Here is a 16,932-nt window from a genome sequence, read left to right on the forward strand (position 1 = left end):
AAACGTCTTCTTTTAACGGACTTTATAGATGAGGGCGAGAGGAGGAGAGAATATCGAACATCGAACAGGGGAATTAATTGCACATGCAGTAAGGGCAGGAATTAGTGACATCCATATTCTGCCAGAACATACGACCTATCGCATCTATTTTCGTGTGCCCGCAGGTCTGAAGAAAATGATGGAATTAACACTAGAGATGGGGGAACGGTTTATTTCTTATTTCAAGTTTTTGGCAAATATGGAAATCGGTGAAAGGCGGAAGCCACAATCAGGTTCCTGTAGTTTTACTTATCAGAAGGAACAAGTAGAGCTTCGAATTTCCACCATCTCAAACTATCTTTATCAAGAATCCATGGTTATCCGTATTCTGCATGCAGAAGCAAATTGGTTAAATCAAGAAATGGAAGTGTTTTTCCGCTCGGATTATCAAGAAATAGAAAGGCTGATGCATTACAAAAGTGGGCTCTTGCTGTTTTCAGGACCAGTCGGCTCAGGAAAGACCACTACGATTTACCACTTGTTGAGGAAGAAGTATGCTGAAGAGTCTATTCAAGTTATAACGATGGAAGATCCGATAGAAATTAAAGAGCCACGGTTTCTCCAAGCAGAAGTGAACGAGAAAGCGGGACTCAGTTATGAGACGTTGATCAAGCAATCGCTCCGGCATCACCCTGATATCTTGGTCATTGGGGAAATACGGGACGAAGAAACGGCAAAAATGGTTATTCGTAGCGCCTTGACGGGACACCTTGTGCTGGCAACCATACATGCAAAAGAGTGCGTTGGAGTAATCGAGCGGCTGCTGGATTTGAATGTGTCCAGGGAGCAACTGAAGCAATCGCTCATTGGCGTAGTCTCTCAACGACTGATTAACAAAAATTGCGTATTCTGCGAAGGAGCTTGTTCCATATACTGCACACATTTTCCGATCCATCAGAAGCGGGCTGTTTTGTTTGAAATACTAGCTGAAGAAGAACTGAAGAATGTCTTTTATCAAGATGAAAGGAGGCCGCAACAGCTAAGAATGAACCATAAGTTGCGGAAAGCCTATGGATGTGGCTTTATCACTCAGAAAGATTTTCAAGATCACCAAATCTTCTAGGAAATGGGCAATCTTCGTTCAAAGCCAATTTTTACTGCGTTTGGCTGAGTTACTACAGGAAGGCTTTTCCTTATCCGAAGCACTCAAATTTCTGCAAGTAATGATGGGAAAACAAAAGGAAGATATTCAAGAAATGTTGAAGCAAATGGAAAGAGGAACGGCTTTTCCTTCTACTCTGGAACAACTAGGTTTTTCAAGTCAAATTTTAGTTCAACTTCATTTGTCGATCATCCATGGAACCTTTAATGAGACCCTTGCATTTTGTGCTGGTTATATTGAAACCAAACACAAACAATGGCAACAATTCAAAAAAGTTGCTGCCTATCCATGTTTTATGTTGGTACTGACGCTGCTGATGTTATTTGCGGTACGTCGGTTTTTACTTCCAACTTTGCAGTACTCGGTCACATCAGCTAGCCGAACCACAGAAGTATTAATTTTTGTCTTGACGTACTTACCGTTCATTTTATTAGGCAGTATTTTTTTAGTGAGCAGCATCGTATTCATGATCATGAACAAATTGAAAAAGAAAACCGCTTATGAAAGAGCAATCTACTATTGTGGTTTTCCACTAGTCGGGAATTGGGTCCGAGCTTACTATACCTTTTTCTTCAGCAGAGAATTCGCTTATTTTATCTTAAACGGCCAGTCGATTCATCAGATGATTGAACAAATGAAAGGAGAATATACTAGTGACCTAATGAAAGAATTGGCAGAAAAGGCAGAGTTATCTCTACGAAAGGGAGATTCGTTTCCTCAGTTCGTCAAAGAATGTCACCTATTCTACCAAGAGATGAGCTGGATTATTTATCACGGTGAACTCACTAGTCAGTTAGGGTTGAAATTAAAAGTTTACTCTAAAGAGTGCTACCGCCAGCTCATCGCGGATATCGAGAAGAAGTTGAACCTTATTCAGCCGGTTCTTTTTTTGCTAATCGGTTTACTGATTGTCATCATTTATTTGATTTTGATGTTACCAATGCTTGATATGATGAGAGGAGCTTTTTAAATGAAAAAGTATCAAAAAGGGTTCACATTAGTAGAAATGTTAATTGTTTTGGTCATTATTTCTGTTTTAAGTTTACTGATTATTCCCAATGTCGCATCCACTAAAGAATCTGTTCAAGAGCAAGGAAAGTATGCCCTGAATCAATTAGTTGAAACTCAAACTCAGTTGTATGAATTCGAAGTAGGAGTTGCGGAAGGAGTAACCTTGGAAATGTTATTGGATGGTCAATACATTACCAAGAAACAATTCGACGAAGCTACCAAATGGGGAATCCCTTATTGAAATGAAAAAAAGCGGGTTTACGATTGCAGAATCTTTACTTGTTCTGTTTATAACCACGTTCTTATTCATTCTCAGCAGCAACCTCCAGCAACTTGATTCTAGTCGGTATGAGTTGAAACTTGTAACAGATGAATTCTTAGTCCAAATGGAGCATGCGCAGAATTGGGCTATTATTACAGGAGAAGGGGTTAAAGTCGAGGTTCTTCGAACAGTAGAGGGGAATCAAATTCAGTTCAAAGTCGAGCGGAGCGGAGATAATTCGATTTTCCATACGATTCAAACACCCGAATCAGTCAGCTTCACAAACTTTGGTCATTTTTGGGTTAAGAGTGATACAGGGTATGTAGCACCTATGACGATTGAATTCAAAACCAAGCATCAAAAAAAGGTAATTACGTTACAGATGGGGATGGGGCGGCATATTGTCAAAGATTATGAATAGAAAAGGATCGTCCTTATTCGAGAGCTTAGTCGGCATGACGATTATGAGTCTTGTGATCCTAGTACTTCTGCCAATGATGAGTCAGATGATGGGGAATCTGCTGGAGAAGCGGAACGAAACAGAGGCGTGGCGCTATTGTCAAGATCAGGCAATAGAAGGAGGAGCACTGGAACAGACACGGTTCACGAACAAGCAAACCTTCTATTCACAACAATCAAAAGAAGGAAGAGCTATTTCTGTGGAGTTTTATAATGGCTTGGAAAGGGAAGTGATTGGCGTTGAATTGCTGGAAGCACAGTAAGAAAAAGGCAGGCTTCACCATTATGGAGAGTTTATTGGCTCTTCTCGTTCATGCCTTAATCTTCATGTTGATTGGCTTTACCTTACAAACCTTGAATCTGTTCCAACAGAACCTCTATCAAGAGAAGAATATCGAGTGGCACCTCTTTTTGAATCAGATGGAAAAAGACATGGAAGATAAATATATAACCTTCCGTGGAAAATCGGAACTTCACTTTATTCAAAAGGATCGTCCCGATAAATATACGTATGTCACATCGGGAGCACAGATCCAACGAAAGAAGAACGGGACCGGATATACACCCATGCTGATGCAAATAAAAGAAGTAAAGTACGAAGACGGCAAGAATGGAGTCCATGTTCAAGTGGATTTCAAGAATGGACAAATCATGAGGGGATATGTTCCAGTTGAAGAAAAACCAAAGAGCGAATAGGGGAGCAATCCTTCCGGTTGTCATGGTAGTTGTTGTGATTGCTCAACTGACCTTGTATGGAATTCAACGTGTATACCAGAGCCAAATGGAGACCTATATTTTACTAAATCATCATTACCAATCACAAACGATAATAGCAATGGCTGAAAAATCGTTTCATAACAATTCCGAATTACGTACGTTTACCTTTACAATCGGTACCGTTACGGTTCAAAAAAAAGATAAAGAACATTTCCTATTCAAGAGTTCGTTGCATTCAGGATACAAAGAGGACAAGATGGTCATAAGCAAACACGACGAAAAGAAAGAATAGGCTAGAAGGAAAGATTCAGGCTATAACAAGCCAATGAATCTTTCCTTTTTTATTCCAGATTTATGGAAAGAATGCCACTTGATTTCATATTTCTTTCCCAACAAAAGATTTCTTTGCTATAATGGGAAAGAATAATTTTTGAATCGTTAGATGATAGGAAGGAAGTAATAAAGTGAGCAGACTTTCAAAACTCCAAGAACTATTAAAAGAAGAAAAATTGGATGCAATCCTGGTAACAAGTCCTTACAATCTGCGCTATGTTGCAAATTTTACAGGAACGACTGGGTTAGCTGTAGTAACAACAGAGGAAGCATTTTTTGTCACTGATTTTCGCTATACGCAACAAGCGGCTGACCAAGCGAAAGGATTCGAAATTGTCCGCAATGTCGGACCAATCTTCCAAGAAGTAAAGAAAATTGTTGAAGATAAAAAGATCGAACAATTAGGTTTTGAAGATTTGTATGTTTCCTTCCGTAGTTATGATGAACTAGAGGGGTTATTGGATTGTGATTTGGTTCCTGTTTCTGGTCTAGTGGAAGAATTGCGTGAAATTAAGGACGAAGAAGAGATTGCAACCATCCGTAAGGCATGTGAGATTGCTGATGCGGGATTCAAATATATACTGGATTACATTAAGCCAGGTGTATCTGAAATCGAAGTTGCGAACCGACTTGATTTCTATATGCGTGAACTCGGAGCGACAGGTGTTTCATTTGAAACGATTGTAGCAAGCGGCTATCGTTCGGCTATGCCGCACGGGGTTGCAAGCGATAAATTAATTGAGCAAGGCGATTTTGTTACATTAGACTTTGGTTGTTACTACAATGGATATGTTTCGGATATGACAAGAACGGTGTCCGTTGGTGAGCCAGATCCAAAGTTGAAAGAAATTTACAACATTGTTCTAGAAGCACAATTGAAAGTAAACGAACAAGTAAAAGCGGGTATGAGTGGAATTGAAGTTGACAGCATTGCTCGTGATCACATTGCCGCAAACGGCTACGGCGAATACTTTGGTCATTCCAATGGTCATGGGATTGGTCTGGAAATTCATGAAGGACCCAACACTTCTCAAAAAGCACCGAAAGTCCTTGTTCCAGGTAACGTCATTACCAACGAGCCTGGAATTTACTTAGAAGGCTTGGGTGGAGTAAGGATTGAAGACGATTTATTAATTACCGAAACTGGAAGTGAAGTACTAACCTTCTCTCCTAAAGAATTGATTATTCTTTAATTCGATAGCTAGTAAGAGCGTTTCTGTGGTAAACTAAAGCAAATGTTAGTCTCAGGAGGAATAATAATGATTTCAGTAAACGATTTTAAAACGGGCCTTACCATTGAATTGGACGGCGGACTATGGAAAGTAGTAGACTTCCAACACGTAAAACCAGGTAAAGGTGCTGCTTTTGTTCGTAGTAAATTAAAAAACTTGCGTACAGGAGCTGTTCAAGAGAAAACCTTCCGTGCAGGAGAAAAAGTAGGCCGCGCACATATTTCAAATCGTAAGATGCAGTACTTGTACGCTTCTGGCGACGCACATGTTTTCATGGATATGGATAACTATGAGCAAGTTGAATTGCCAACTGCTCAAATTTCTGATGAATTGAACTATCTGAAAGAAAACATGGAAGTTCATTTGATTATGTATGATACAGAAACACTTGGCGTAGATTTGCCAAATACGGTAGTTTTGACTGTTGAAGAAACAGAACCAGGTATCAAAGGGGATACTGCCTCTGGTGGTTCTAAACCTGCAAAAATGGAAACTGGATTAATGGTAAACGTACCATTCTTTGTTAACGCAGGAGACCAGCTTATCGTGAACACTGGCGATGGCTCTTATGTTTCCCGTGCGTAAGTAGCGTTTTAGAAGAGGAGTGGAGAATATGGAAGAAACAAATATTCCATTGAAAGATAAAAATACGGCTTTAGGAAATATTGAAATCGCTCCGGAAGTGCTTGAAGTTATTTCTGGTATCGCTGTGAATGAAGTTGATGGTGTCTATGCGATGCGTGGAACATTCAAGAGTGGTGTGAATGAGTTGCTTGGACGCTCTTCTCACAATAAAGGGGTACATCTTAATATTGACGAGCATGGTTTGTCTGTAGATGTTTACTGCTACATTAAATACGGCGTTTCTGTTCCGAAAGTAGCACTTGAAATGCAACAAAAAATAAAGGAACAAATCCTATTTATGAGTGATTTAGAAGTCAACATCGTAAACGTTCATGTAGTCGGTCTCGTTACCCCACGTGAAATCGAAAAGCATCAAGCAGGATTGGCCAAAGGACTGGAGGAGCAAGAGTGACTTTTCCACCCTTAAATCGACATCAAGTGAGAGAGAAAGCTTTGCAAGCTATTTTCCAATTGAAGTTCAACGACGAGTTAGAGCGTGACGAAGCAATTCATGCCGCTATTCTAAGTGAATGGGAAGATGCAGAGCCAGGTGAATTGCCGGATGAGCCTTATCTAAGTAGTCTGGTACATGGCGTATTAGATAATCAAGAGGCGATCAATGAAACCATTCGTCCATACCTGAAAAATTGGACACTTGAGCGGTTGCCAAAAACAGATAGTATTATCTTACAACTAGCAGTCTACGAAATGTGTTTTGCTGAAAATACAGACGTACCACAAAGAGTCGCGCTTAATGAGGCGATTGAGCTAGCGAAAGAGTACTGTGATGAGAAATCACGTAAATTCATTAATGGTGTTTTATCGAACTTAATGAATACTCAAGAATAGACTAGTGAAGAGGCGGAGAGACCTAACTCCCGCCTCTTTCTTCTTTCCATACCCACTATTTTAGTTCATTCTTATAATATGGTAGAATAATAGAAAATCCAGAGAATGTGGTGAGCAAATGGAAACACAATTACTTGAAGGCAAAAAGCTAGCCAAAAAGATGCAAACAGTGATGGAAACGCGAGTTTCTCAGTTGAAGGAGAAAGGGCTGACTCCTGGTCTAACAGTTGTTTTGGTCGGTGACGACCCGGCAAGCCAAACCTATGTGCGGAATAAAGAACGACAAGCGACAAAAGTAGGAATCAAATCAGAAGTGATCCGTCTAGATGCATCCATTACAGAAGAAGAACTACTTCAAGTGGTTTATCAATTAAATGAAGATAAAACAGTACATGGGATTCTCGTGCAACTTCCTTTACCAAGGCATATGAATGAGCAGCGAGTTTTACGAGCCATTGACTACGAAAAAGATGTGGATGGCTTCCATCCGATGAACATGGGTAATTTTTTGTTAGGAAATGAAGGAGCACTGCCCTGCACGCCGCTTGGAATTATGACCTTGCTGAAAGAGTATGAAATTGAAATAGAAGGAAAGAATGCATTAGTGATTGGTCGAAGCAATATTGTCGGTAAACCGATGGCCCTCATGTTGATGAAGGATCATGCGACGATTACGATTGCCCACTCCAGAACAAAAAACTTAAAAGAACTAACGAAGCAAGCTGATATCGTCGTAGCTGCGATTGGTCGTGGCCATTTCATTACCGGAGATTTCTTGAAGCCAGGAGCTGTGGTTGTGGATGTTGGAATGAACCGAGATGAAAATGGCAAGTTAATTGGGGATGTCGATACCGAATCAGCAATGGGAATTGCTAGTTACATCACTCCTGTTCCAGGTGGGGTAGGACCAATGACCATTACCATGTTATTAGAACAAACAATTCGAAAAGTAGAAGTAGATTGAGGTGAGTCAGTGAGCACGCAATATTTAACCGTCAGTGCCCTTACAAAATATATTAAACGGAAATTCGACGCTGATCCTTACTTAGAACGGGTTTATTTGACCGGTGAGGTTTCTAACTACCGGAGAAGGCCAAATCATCAGTATTTCAGCATTAAAGATGACCATGCTGTTATCTCTGCTGTGATGTACCGCCATGAATTCAATCGATTGAAATTCCAGCTACAAGATGGAATGAAAATCCTGCTGATTGGTCGCGTTAGTGTCTACGAACCAGGCGGCAATTATAATATTGTGATTGAACATATGGAACCAGATGGAATTGGTGCTTTGTTCCAAGCCTATACAGAATTAAAGGAGAAGCTGACGAAGGAAGGCCTGTTTTCTTTACCGAAAAAACCCTTGCCTCGTTATCCTAAGAAGATAGCTATTGTCACCAGCCCAAGTGGAGCTGTGATTCGAGACATTATGACGACAATTAAACGTCGGTATCCAATTGTACAACTAGAGCTGTATCCAACCGTTGTTCAAGGAAAAGAATCAGCCGAAAGTATCGTCAAGAATCTGAAGAAGATAAAAAAAGCCGGCGACTATGACCTCGCTATTATTGGTCGAGGCGGTGGTTCCATCGAAGATTTGTGGTCGTTTAATGAAGAGGCGGTCATACGACAAATCATTGATATGGATATTCCGATTATTTCCTCTGTTGGCCATGAAACGGATACGACCTTATCAGATTTAGCAGCTGATGTACGAGCAGCCACACCAACGGCTGCTGCAGAACTTTCTGTGCCTGTCTTAGCAGAAGTATTACAAGAAATTAAAATGCGAGAACAACGATTGTATCAAACCATGCGGAGTAAGCTGGCGTTACGTCAAGAAATGTTGAATCGTTTCATGCGCTCTTATGTCTTCCGTCAGCCGAACAGGCTGTATGAAGGACATTTAGTTCGTTTGGATCAGTATACATCTCGACTACAGAATAATGTGATGCAAACCGTTCAATCTGCAAATCATCGCCAACATCAGCTTGCTTTACGACTGCAAAATACAAATCCGATTAATCAAATAAAGGTCTTAAAACGAGATTGGCACCAGTTGGATGAAGATTTGCATCAAAGTATGCAACGCTATATAGACAGTCAGCAACAATCCCTCCATCATATGATGGAATCTCTAGATTTATTGAGTCCCCTTAAAATTATGGCTCGGGGTTACTCCTATGTTACGGTTAACGACACGATTCTAACTTCAACAGATGAAGTAGAAGTTGGGCAGGCAGTAAGTATTTATCTAGAAAATGGACAATTAGAAGCACAAATAACAGCCAAGAAGGAGAAAAACGATGGCAGAAATGAACGTAACTGATTTGAGTTTTGAAGATGCAATGAAGCAATTAGAAGCGATTGTAACAAAATTAGAGTCTGGAGATGTACCTCTAGAGGATGCCTTACAGCAATTCCAACAAGGGATGCAGTTGAGCAAGTATTGTCAAGATACGCTCAACAATGCAGAACGAACCTTAACCAAGATGATTGCACCTGACGGATCTGTACAAGATTTCGAAACGGAAGAATAGGAGGGTGATTCGAATGTCAAATAACTACGAACCCACGCTGCCTATGGATGTTTTTGAACGATATTTAACAGAAGCGTTGCAGATTTATGCACCAGCCTCGCCAACGCTACGCAATGCTATGGAATATTCGGTAAGTACAGGAGGAAAACGATTCCGTCCGATGCTTCTCTTGACGACCGCATTGTTTGGAAAAGGAAATGTAGAAGACGCCTTTCCAGCTGCAGCGGCCTTAGAGTGGATTCACACCTACTCCTTGATCCATGATGATTTACCTGCGATGGATGATGATGACTTTCGTCGTGGCAAGCCAACCACTCACAAACAATTCAATGAAGCAGTGGCAATCCTGGCAGGGGATGCTTTATTGACTGCTGCTTTCACGATGATTCTTAATCAAGAATCCATTTCTTATGAAAAACGAGTCTTGCTTGCTAAAGCTTTGGGAGAAGCGGCAGGTCCAAATGGAATGGTAGCAGGCCAGATGAATGATATAGAAGGTGAAGAAAAAGAGCTATCACTGGAACAGTTAGCTGCCATTCACCAAAAGAAAACTGGTGAGCTCATTGAGTACGCATTATATGCAGGATGCCTACTAGCAGATGTTCCAGTAAATGCGACAACTTCCTTGAGAAGTTACGGAAAGCATCTCGGGTTGGCGTATCAGATTCATAATGACTTAAAAGATGTGTTGCTTGATACAGACGACTCTGGAAAAGAAGCAGGTCGCGATCAAGTGCTGGGTAAAAATACCTATCCTTCTTTATTAGGAGTATCGGGTGCAGCAGAGCGTTTAGAAACAGAAATTCAAGCAGCAGAGAACGAACTTGAAAAAATTCGTCTAGGCGCTGATGCCGCTGTTGTAAATGTCGAATACTTAGACGTTCTACACCAATTATTAGAATATGTAAAAATTGATTCGGGAGTTTAGCACATGCAAAAAGAGAGAATTGACTTACTCGTTGTCCAACAAGGATTAGCAGATTCCCGTGAAAAAGCCAAGCGCATGGTAATGGCCGGGCAAATATATGATGAAAAAAACCAACGTTATGACAAGCCGGGAGAGAAAATCCCTTTAGAAACGCAACTACATGTGAAAGGGGAAACCTTGAAGTATGTCAGTAGAGGTGGTTTGAAGCTGGAAAAGGCCTTAGAAGAATTCCAGATTTCACTTGATGGGAAAGTTGTGTTGGATATCGGTTCTTCTACTGGCGGCTTTACAGACGTATCCTTACAGAGTGGAGCAGCATTATGCTACGCTTTGGATGTAGGAACCAATCAACTGGATTGGAAGTTGCGGAGTGATGACCGTGTAGTAGTTATGGAGCAAGTAAACTTCCGTTACAGCAAACCAACAGACTTTACAATGGGGCAGCCTCAATTTGCCTGTATGGATGTATCTTTTATCTCCTTGAAATTAATCTGGCCTGTATTAAAGGAGATTTTGGCAGAAGGCGGAGAAGCGGTGGCATTGATCAAACCACAGTTTGAAGCCGGTAAGGCAAAAGTTGGGAAAAAAGGAATCGTATCCGATCCTAAAGTACATGCAGAAGTATTAGAAGAGATGCTGACCTTTGCTATCAGTATTGGATTTGATGTGAAGGCCCTTAACTTCTCACCCATTACAGGCGGTACAGGAAATATTGAATTTTTAGTTCATTTGCATTCGACTCAGAAAGAGTTGGGAGAAATGAATCCATCTGTATCCATTCATGCTGTAATACAAGAAGCACATGCTCATCTTAAAAATAAAGCCATCCATCTTTCCTAAAATGGGCACCTAGTTGAATAAAGGAGACAAGACTATGCTTCAAGAAATTTCCATTAAAAACTTCGCCATTATTGATCAACTTCAAATCAGCTTTGAAGACGGAATGACAGTCTTGACTGGGGAAACAGGAGCTGGTAAATCCATTATTATTGATGCGGTTGGTTTGCTAGCCGGCGGAAGAGGCTCAAGTGACTTAATTCGTCACGGTGAAAACAAAACGACCTTACAAGGCCTTTTTACCATGCCTTCTTCCAAACGGCTGCTTGACCTGCTAGAAGAATATGGAATCGAAGCAGAAGATGGACAAATGATTCTGCAAAGAGAGTTATCACGAAATGGGAAAAATGTAGCGCGAGTGAATGGCAATATTGTTACCGTGTCCGTACTTCGTGAGATTGCCAGTCACTTAATTGATATTCATGGTCAAAATGAACATCAAGAGCTGATGGATCCATTGAAACATCTAACGTTATTGGATCGTTTTGCAGATGAGCAGTTGACATCACTGCTTGATGAATATCGAGAACATTATCAGCGTTACTTGCAGGTTCGAAGAGAACGAAATGAACTGCAATCAGATGAACAACAAAATATTCAGCGGATTGATTTATTAAATTTTCAAATCAATGAAATCGAGCAAGCCAATCTGGATGATGATAACGAAGAAGATGAATTGACAGAGGAACGTAATTTACTTGTAAACTATCAACGCATTTTACAAGGATTGACCACCGCATACCAATATTTACAGGGTGAAGAAGGAAATGCATTGGATCAAATTGGGGTTGCGATGGAGTCACTCGATAAAATTCAAGGGTTCAATGCACATTATGCAGCCTTTTACACAAGTGTATCGGAAGCATATTATCAGTTACAAGATAGTGCCTCTTCGGTTCGTGATGAGATTGACGACTTGAGTTATGATGAGAGTCGGCTAAATGAAATCGAGTTGCGTTTGGAAATGATCAAACAGCTGAAGCGTAAATATGGCAGTTCCATTGTAGAGATAAAAGCTTACTATGAGAAAATTACGCATGAACTTGATCGGATTTCCAATAAAGAGAGCTATTTAGAAAACCTTACAAAGGCTTATCAGAAGGAAAGAGACACCTTAATCCGAATCGGAAAGTCTCTTACTGCGCAACGAAAAGAAACAGCACAAAAGTTAGAACAAGAAATCCATCAGCAGTTGCGGGAATTATATATGGAAAAAGCGCGGTTCCAAGTGTTCTTTCATTCAGAAAATGAAGTGCAAATTCATCCGGATGGACTGGATTCACTCGAGTTTTATATTTCTACGAATGTTGGTGAACCGTTTAAACCGCTTGCTCGAGTAGCCAGTGGCGGTGAATTGTCACGGATGATGCTGGCATTGAAAACAATCTTTACTCAAAACCAAGGAATTACCAGTATTATATTCGATGAAGTAGACACGGGGGTAAGTGGGCGCGTAGCTCAAGCGATTGCCAATAAAATCCATGCAGTATCCAGTCATTCGCAAGTGCTCTGCATCAGTCATCTTCCGCAAGTTGCTGCTATGGCGGACCATCATTTCTATATCGAGAAAGAAGTCGTCAACGATCGTACCACAACACACGTGGACAAAATTACAGATCACAAACGAATCAATGAAATCGCCCGGATGCTAGCAGGTACAGATATCACGGAATTATCCTTGGCGCATGCCCATGAATTGTTGGATTTAGCTGAAAAAGCAAAGTAAAGGATTTGATTTTCTGATTACAAAAATAGTAGCCCATCGTGGCAGTAAAGGAACTGCTCCAGAAAACACTATTGCTGCTTTTAAGGAAGCTCTGCGGGTAGGAAGTGATGGAATTGAACTGGATGTCCACCTTTCAAAAGATGGCATTCCCGTGGTGATTCACGACGAATCGATTAACCGGACAACAAATGGGAAGGGTTATGTCAAAGACTTGACTGTAGCAGAGTTGCAACAATACGACGCTGGCAGTTGGTTCCATACCCGTTTCTCAGGGGAGAAAATCCCTACCTTGGAAGAAGTGATGGAGGTTCTGATCGAACATGACTTTGAGGGAATGTTGAATATCGAGCTGAAGACAGATCAAATTCCTTATTTAGGAATTGAAAGAATCGTTCTCGATTTGGTTCGTTCCTACCAACCACGCTTTACGACTATTTATTCCAGTTTTAATTACGAAACAATGGAACGCTTGACGAAACTGGACCGACGCGCAGAATTTGCTCTTCTTTTTAGTGAAAAGGGTAAAAATTTGACGAAATTGCCAAGTGGAAGGGTAGTGAAAGCGTGGCATCCTCGCCATACGCTGTTACCCTATCTCCTTTCAACGAAGTCCGTAACAATCCCCATTCGCGTATGGACTGTGAACCGCCGCTTACACATGGCATATTGTTTTGTAAATAAGGTAGATACAATCATTACCGACTTTCCCGAAAAAGCATTGAAAGTTAGGAAGTTGTTGCAACGTGAAAAATAAAGTACTAGTCATTATGGGCCCAACGGCAGTTGGAAAAACTGCCTTAGGGATCCAGCTAGCAAAGAAGTACAATGGTGAAGTGATAAACGGCGATTCACTTCAAGTTTATCGAAAACTAGACATTGGGACTGCTAAAGTCACGGAGGAAGAGATGAATGGTGTACCTCACCATTTAATCGACATTGTCGATATGACAGAGCCCTTTACAGCCAGTGACTTTAAGGTGGCCGCAGAACAAGTAATAGAGGGTATTCAGAAGCGGAATAAACTTCCGATTCTGGTAGGCGGATCAGGATTGTATATTCAAGGACTGTTAGAGAATATGCAATTTGGTAATACAGGAGAAGATGTTGCCTACCGACAACAATTAGAAGCCGAGTTGGTAGCTACTGGATCAAAGGAGCTATGGGAAAAGCTTGCTGCAATTGATTCAAAGGCTGCTGCAAATATCCATCCTAACAATTCTAGGCGTGTGATTCGAGCTCTAGAAGCTATTCACGTCAGTGGTACCAAATTTTCTGAACAAGAAGTCATTAGGGATGAACAGAAGTATGACTCGTTACTAATTGCCTTGGACAGTGACCGAACCTTGCTCTATGACCGTATCAATCAGCGGGTAGACCACATGGTGGAAGCAGGACTCATTGAAGAAGCGCGTATGCTTTATGAGGAACCAAAGGGATTAGAGAGCCAAGCTATCAAAGGAATTGGTTACAAAGAATGGATTCCCTATTTCGAGGGAAATCAGTCACGTGAAGAAGTCATCGAACAAATCAAACAGAATTCAAGACGTTACGCCAAACGCCAACTCACTTGGTTCCGTAACCGAATGAAAGATGTCCATTGGTTTGATAGTAAAGAAATAGATTATTTAGCAAACGTTGAAAAAGTAGTCGATTCCTTTTTCGAGAAAGACCAAACAAAGTAAAGGTGGTGGCATCATGGAAACAAGTACAGAACAAGAAAAAGTAATCCTTGTAAGCGTGCAAACGAATCAATCGGATGATCTCTTTACATACGAGTTAGAAGAACTAGAGCGCTTAGTGGATACTGCTAAAGGAAAAGTAATTGCCACATTAACTCAGAAAAAGTCTGACCACGATTCCCGGACCATTATTGGAAAAGGGAAATTAGAGGAACTCGGGCATTTAGTAGAGGAATTACAACCGCAGACGATTATTTTTGCTCAAGAATTGTCACCACGTCATATGCGTAATATTCAAGAAGTAATTGATTGTAAAATTATCGACCGCATTCAATTGATTCTTGATATCTTTGCAATGCGGGCGACGAGTAAAGAAGGGAAGTTGCAGGTTTCTCTTGCTCAACTGAATTATCTGTTGCCACGTTTGACCGGTCAAGGGATTAATATGTCACGGCTTGGAGCCGGAATTGGTACAAGAGGTCCAGGGGAAACAAAATTGGAAACAGATCGTCGTCACATTAACCGCCAAATTACAGAAATTAAGAAGAGTTTGGCTGAATTGGAATTACACCGTCAACGTTCTCGTGAGAAGCGTGGAGCGAGCGGTATCTTCCAAATTGGGTTAATCGGATATACGAATGCAGGGAAGTCTACACTCTTGAATCGTTTGACAGATGCAGAAACGTTTGAAGAAAACTTGCTTTTTGCTACATTAGATCCTTTAACTCGGAAGATGAACTTCCCTAATCAATTTCAAGCAACTTTGACCGATACCGTTGGATTTGTGCAGAATCTTCCTACCCAGCTCATTCATGCGTTCCATTCGACGCTAGAGGAGAGTAGAGGGATGGATCTGTTCTTGCACGTAGTCGATTGTTCGCAAGAATTCTACGTTGAACAAGAAAACACCGTCATCGATTTAATTAAGGACTTAGAGATGGTAGAGACACCGGTTCTAACAATCTATAATAAAAAAGATCAGATGCATCCGTCTTTCCACCCTCGTTTGCATCCACACATTGTGGTTTCTGCACTGGATTCAAATGACGTGGATCAGCTGATTGCGTTTATGTGGGAAGAAATTAAAAAAATTCTTTTACCTTTTGAATGGCGCGTAGATGCCCAAAATGGAAATCTTCTCAGCCAATTGCAACGGGAAACCTTCGTAGAAACACTGACATTCTTGGAGGAAGAAGGTTGCTATCTAGTAAAAGGGTTTGTAAAGAGTAATTCGAAATGGTTAGGAGTATTTAAAGAGAATGAGTCAAACAACGAATAACATGGAACAAATTGTTGAAAAAGTAGAAGAACAAATCCAGCCAGTCCTAAAAGAAATTCAAAAAAAAGTTCGTTTTAATCAAAAAAAGGTTCTGGATGGTTTCCGTAAATGTAACGTGAGTGATTTTCACTTCACACCAAGTACGGGATATGGATATGGTGATAGCGGACGAGATACCTTGGAAGAGCTGTACGCAGAAGTATTTCAAGGAGAAGCGGCTTTAGTACGTCCTCAGATTATCTCAGGCACGCATGCGATTGCGACGGCCCTTTTAGGAGTCTTACGCCCTGGTGATGACCTATTGTATATTACGGGCCAGCCGTACGATACTTTGCTTGATATTGTTGGAGTTACCGGAAACGGAATTGGATCATTAAAAGAATTCCAAATTGGTTATCATCACGTTGACTTGTTAGAAGATGGTCGCGTTGATTTCGATGAAGTAAAAGCCAACTTATCAGAACGAACAAAAGTGATTGGTATTCAACGTTCGAGAGGATATGCAAACCGTCCGTCATTTACGATTAGCGATATAGAAGAGATGATTGCAACCATTAAGCCGCTTGTGCCAAATGCGATATTCTTTGTCGATAATTGTTACGGGGAATTTGTTGAAACAAGGGAGCCGCTTGAAGTGGGTGCTGACTTGATTGCTGGTTCGCTGATCAAGAATCCAGGCGGCGGAATCGTAAAAATGGGCGGCTATATTGTAGGATCAGAAGAGTTGATTGAAAAATGTGCCTACCGACTCACTACGCCGGGAATTGGACGTGAAGCGGGAGCCACCCTGTACAGCTTGTTAGAGATGTACCAGGGCTTATTTTTGGCTCCTCACGTAGTAGGTGAAGCAGTGAAAGGGGCAGTCTACACAGCAGCCTTATTGGAACACTTCCAGGTTGAATCTACTCCTCGTTGGGATGACCCACGTACGGACTTGATTCAAATGGTTGCTCTCCCTTCAAAAGACGAGATGATTGCATTTGCTCAAACGATACAAAAATATTCCCCCATTGATTCCAGTGTCTTGCCAATTCCTGCACCTATGCCGGGATATGATGATGATGTCATTATGGCAGCCGGGACGTTTATTCAAGGAGCGAGCATTGAACTCTCGGCAGATGGCCCAATTCGTCCGCCATATTTATTATATATTCAAGGTGGGCTTACATACGAACACGTTCAGTTGGCCGTAACAGCAGCAGTAGAAGAAACTTTTATGTAGTGATTTTCGTAGAACCCCAAGGATGACTGGTATAAACACCGAGCCTTCCTTGGGGTATTATTTGCTTCCTGACCAAAACGGGAGCATAATCAT

General features: G+C 41.1%; 21 protein-coding genes. All 21 read left to right on the forward strand.

Going from position 1 to position 16,932, the window contains the following annotated elements; genetic code table 11:
* Positions 1-28: 28 nt before the first annotated feature.
* The 21 genes from comGA to PVE40_RS01365 all read left to right on the forward strand — a co-directional run bounded on the left by comGA (position 29) and on the right by PVE40_RS01365 (position 16,839).
* A complete protein-coding gene (gene comGA / locus PVE40_RS01265; protein ID WP_274730051.1) occupies positions 29-1,102 on the forward strand; it encodes a competence type IV pilus ATPase ComGA in 1,074 nt (357 codons plus the stop codon).
* Positions 1,050-2,111 carry a competence type IV pilus assembly protein ComGB gene (gene comGB / locus PVE40_RS01270; protein ID WP_274730052.1) on the forward strand — a complete coding sequence of 354 codons (1,062 nt, stop codon included), beginning with the start codon at positions 1,050-1,052 and terminating at the stop codon, positions 2,109-2,111. Before comGA ends, comGB begins: the two co-directional genes overlap by 53 nt.
* Positions 2,112-2,393 (forward strand): competence type IV pilus major pilin ComGC, encoded by a 282-nt coding sequence (comGC, locus tag PVE40_RS01275; RefSeq protein WP_274730053.1) that lies wholly within the window; start codon positions 2,112-2,114, stop codon positions 2,391-2,393. It abuts the gene before it with no gap.
* A 1-nt stretch (position 2,394) separates the two neighbouring features.
* A complete protein-coding gene (locus PVE40_RS01280) occupies positions 2,395-2,835 on the forward strand; it encodes a hypothetical protein (protein WP_274730054.1) in 441 nt (146 codons plus the stop codon).
* Positions 2,816-3,136 carry a type IV pilus modification PilV family protein gene (locus PVE40_RS01285; protein WP_274730055.1) on the forward strand — a complete coding sequence of 107 codons (321 nt, stop codon included), beginning with the start codon at positions 2,816-2,818 and terminating at the stop codon, positions 3,134-3,136. Before PVE40_RS01280 ends, PVE40_RS01285 begins: the two co-directional genes overlap by 20 nt.
* Positions 3,114-3,569, forward strand: coding sequence for a competence type IV pilus minor pilin ComGF (gene comGF / locus PVE40_RS01290; protein WP_274730056.1), 456 nt, complete (start codon positions 3,114-3,116; stop codon positions 3,567-3,569). Before PVE40_RS01285 ends, comGF begins: the two co-directional genes overlap by 23 nt.
* Positions 3,544-3,882 carry a hypothetical protein gene (locus PVE40_RS01295; protein ID WP_274730057.1) on the forward strand — a complete coding sequence of 113 codons (339 nt, stop codon included), beginning with the start codon at positions 3,544-3,546 and terminating at the stop codon, positions 3,880-3,882. Before comGF ends, PVE40_RS01295 begins: the two co-directional genes overlap by 26 nt.
* A gap of 172 nt (positions 3,883-4,054) precedes the next feature.
* On the forward strand, positions 4,055-5,116 hold the full coding sequence (locus PVE40_RS01300) for a M24 family metallopeptidase (RefSeq protein ID WP_274730058.1): 1,062 nt from the start codon (positions 4,055-4,057) through the stop codon (positions 5,114-5,116).
* 66 nt (positions 5,117-5,182) lie between these two features.
* Positions 5,183-5,740, forward strand: a complete 558-nt coding sequence (gene efp, locus PVE40_RS01305; protein WP_274730059.1) for an elongation factor P — start codon at positions 5,183-5,185, stop codon at positions 5,738-5,740.
* A gap of 28 nt (positions 5,741-5,768) precedes the next feature.
* A complete protein-coding gene (locus PVE40_RS01310) occupies positions 5,769-6,191 on the forward strand; it encodes an Asp23/Gls24 family envelope stress response protein (protein ID WP_274730060.1) in 423 nt (140 codons plus the stop codon).
* On the forward strand, positions 6,188-6,628 hold the full coding sequence (gene nusB, locus PVE40_RS01315) for a transcription antitermination factor NusB (protein ID WP_274730061.1): 441 nt from the start codon (positions 6,188-6,190) through the stop codon (positions 6,626-6,628). The genes PVE40_RS01310 and nusB overlap by 4 nt, the downstream gene beginning before the upstream one ends.
* Positions 6,629-6,746: 118 nt before the next feature.
* On the forward strand, positions 6,747-7,592 hold the full coding sequence (gene folD / locus PVE40_RS01320; RefSeq protein WP_274730062.1) for a bifunctional methylenetetrahydrofolate dehydrogenase/methenyltetrahydrofolate cyclohydrolase FolD: 846 nt from the start codon (positions 6,747-6,749) through the stop codon (positions 7,590-7,592).
* A 9-nt stretch (positions 7,593-7,601) separates the two neighbouring features.
* A complete protein-coding gene (xseA, locus tag PVE40_RS01325; RefSeq protein ID WP_274730063.1) occupies positions 7,602-8,957 on the forward strand; it encodes an exodeoxyribonuclease VII large subunit in 1,356 nt (451 codons plus the stop codon).
* Positions 8,935-9,168, forward strand: a complete 234-nt coding sequence (locus PVE40_RS01330) for an exodeoxyribonuclease VII small subunit (RefSeq protein WP_274730064.1) — start codon at positions 8,935-8,937, stop codon at positions 9,166-9,168. The genes xseA and PVE40_RS01330 overlap by 23 nt, the downstream gene beginning before the upstream one ends.
* A 13-nt stretch (positions 9,169-9,181) precedes the next feature.
* Positions 9,182-10,096 (forward strand): polyprenyl synthetase family protein, encoded by a 915-nt coding sequence (locus PVE40_RS01335; protein WP_274730065.1) that lies wholly within the window; start codon positions 9,182-9,184, stop codon positions 10,094-10,096.
* Between the two features lie 3 nt (positions 10,097-10,099).
* Positions 10,100-10,936 (forward strand): TlyA family RNA methyltransferase, encoded by an 837-nt coding sequence (locus PVE40_RS01340; protein ID WP_274730066.1) that lies wholly within the window; start codon positions 10,100-10,102, stop codon positions 10,934-10,936.
* 34 nt (positions 10,937-10,970) lie between these two features.
* On the forward strand, positions 10,971-12,659 hold the full coding sequence (recN, locus tag PVE40_RS01345) for a DNA repair protein RecN (protein WP_274730067.1): 1,689 nt from the start codon (positions 10,971-10,973) through the stop codon (positions 12,657-12,659).
* A gap of 25 nt (positions 12,660-12,684) precedes the next feature.
* Complete coding sequence (locus PVE40_RS01350) at positions 12,685-13,413, forward strand: glycerophosphodiester phosphodiesterase (protein ID WP_338033462.1); 729 nt, start codon at positions 12,685-12,687, stop codon at positions 13,411-13,413.
* On the forward strand, positions 13,403-14,341 hold the full coding sequence (miaA, locus tag PVE40_RS01355) for a tRNA (adenosine(37)-N6)-dimethylallyltransferase MiaA (protein ID WP_274730068.1): 939 nt from the start codon (positions 13,403-13,405) through the stop codon (positions 14,339-14,341). The genes PVE40_RS01350 and miaA overlap by 11 nt, the downstream gene beginning before the upstream one ends.
* Positions 14,342-14,354: 13 nt before the next feature.
* Positions 14,355-15,617: a GTPase HflX gene (gene hflX / locus PVE40_RS01360; RefSeq protein WP_274730069.1), complete on the forward strand. Its 1,263-nt coding sequence runs from the start codon at positions 14,355-14,357 to the stop codon at positions 15,615-15,617.
* On the forward strand, positions 15,598-16,839 hold the full coding sequence (locus PVE40_RS01365; RefSeq protein ID WP_274730070.1) for a methionine gamma-lyase family protein: 1,242 nt from the start codon (positions 15,598-15,600) through the stop codon (positions 16,837-16,839). Before hflX ends, PVE40_RS01365 begins: the two co-directional genes overlap by 20 nt.
* Positions 16,840-16,932: the final 93 nt, after the last annotated feature.

Origin of the sequence: Jeotgalibaca caeni, from assembly GCF_028863945.1 — a bacterium.
Lineage (GTDB): Bacteria > Bacillota > Bacilli > Lactobacillales > Aerococcaceae > Jeotgalibaca > Jeotgalibaca caeni.

Bases quoted from the DNA above. Each gene is read 5' to 3' on its own strand.
- comGA (WP_274730051.1), top strand. From the start codon at position 29: ATGAGGGCGAGAGGAGGAGAGAATATCGAACATCGAACAGGGGAATTA.
- comGB (WP_274730052.1), top strand. From the start codon at position 1,050: ATGGATGTGGCTTTATCACTCAGAAAGATTTTCAAGATCACCAAATCT.
- comGC (WP_274730053.1), top strand. From the start codon at position 2,112: ATGAAAAAGTATCAAAAAGGGTTCACATTAGTAGAAATGTTAATTGTT.
- PVE40_RS01280 (WP_274730054.1), top strand. From the start codon at position 2,395: ATGAAAAAAAGCGGGTTTACGATTGCAGAATCTTTACTTGTTCTGTTT.
- efp (WP_274730059.1), top strand. From the start codon at position 5,183: ATGATTTCAGTAAACGATTTTAAAACGGGCCTTACCATTGAATTGGAC.
- PVE40_RS01310 (WP_274730060.1), top strand. From the start codon at position 5,769: ATGGAAGAAACAAATATTCCATTGAAAGATAAAAATACGGCTTTAGGA.
- folD (WP_274730062.1), top strand. From the start codon at position 6,747: ATGGAAACACAATTACTTGAAGGCAAAAAGCTAGCCAAAAAGATGCAA.
- PVE40_RS01330 (WP_274730064.1), top strand. From the start codon at position 8,935: ATGGCAGAAATGAACGTAACTGATTTGAGTTTTGAAGATGCAATGAAG.
- PVE40_RS01335 (WP_274730065.1), top strand. From the start codon at position 9,182: ATGTCAAATAACTACGAACCCACGCTGCCTATGGATGTTTTTGAACGA.
- PVE40_RS01340 (WP_274730066.1), top strand. From the start codon at position 10,100: ATGCAAAAAGAGAGAATTGACTTACTCGTTGTCCAACAAGGATTAGCA.
- recN (WP_274730067.1), top strand. From the start codon at position 10,971: ATGCTTCAAGAAATTTCCATTAAAAACTTCGCCATTATTGATCAACTT.
- hflX (WP_274730069.1), top strand. From the start codon at position 14,355: ATGGAAACAAGTACAGAACAAGAAAAAGTAATCCTTGTAAGCGTGCAA.
- PVE40_RS01365 (WP_274730070.1), top strand. From the start codon at position 15,598: ATGAGTCAAACAACGAATAACATGGAACAAATTGTTGAAAAAGTAGAA.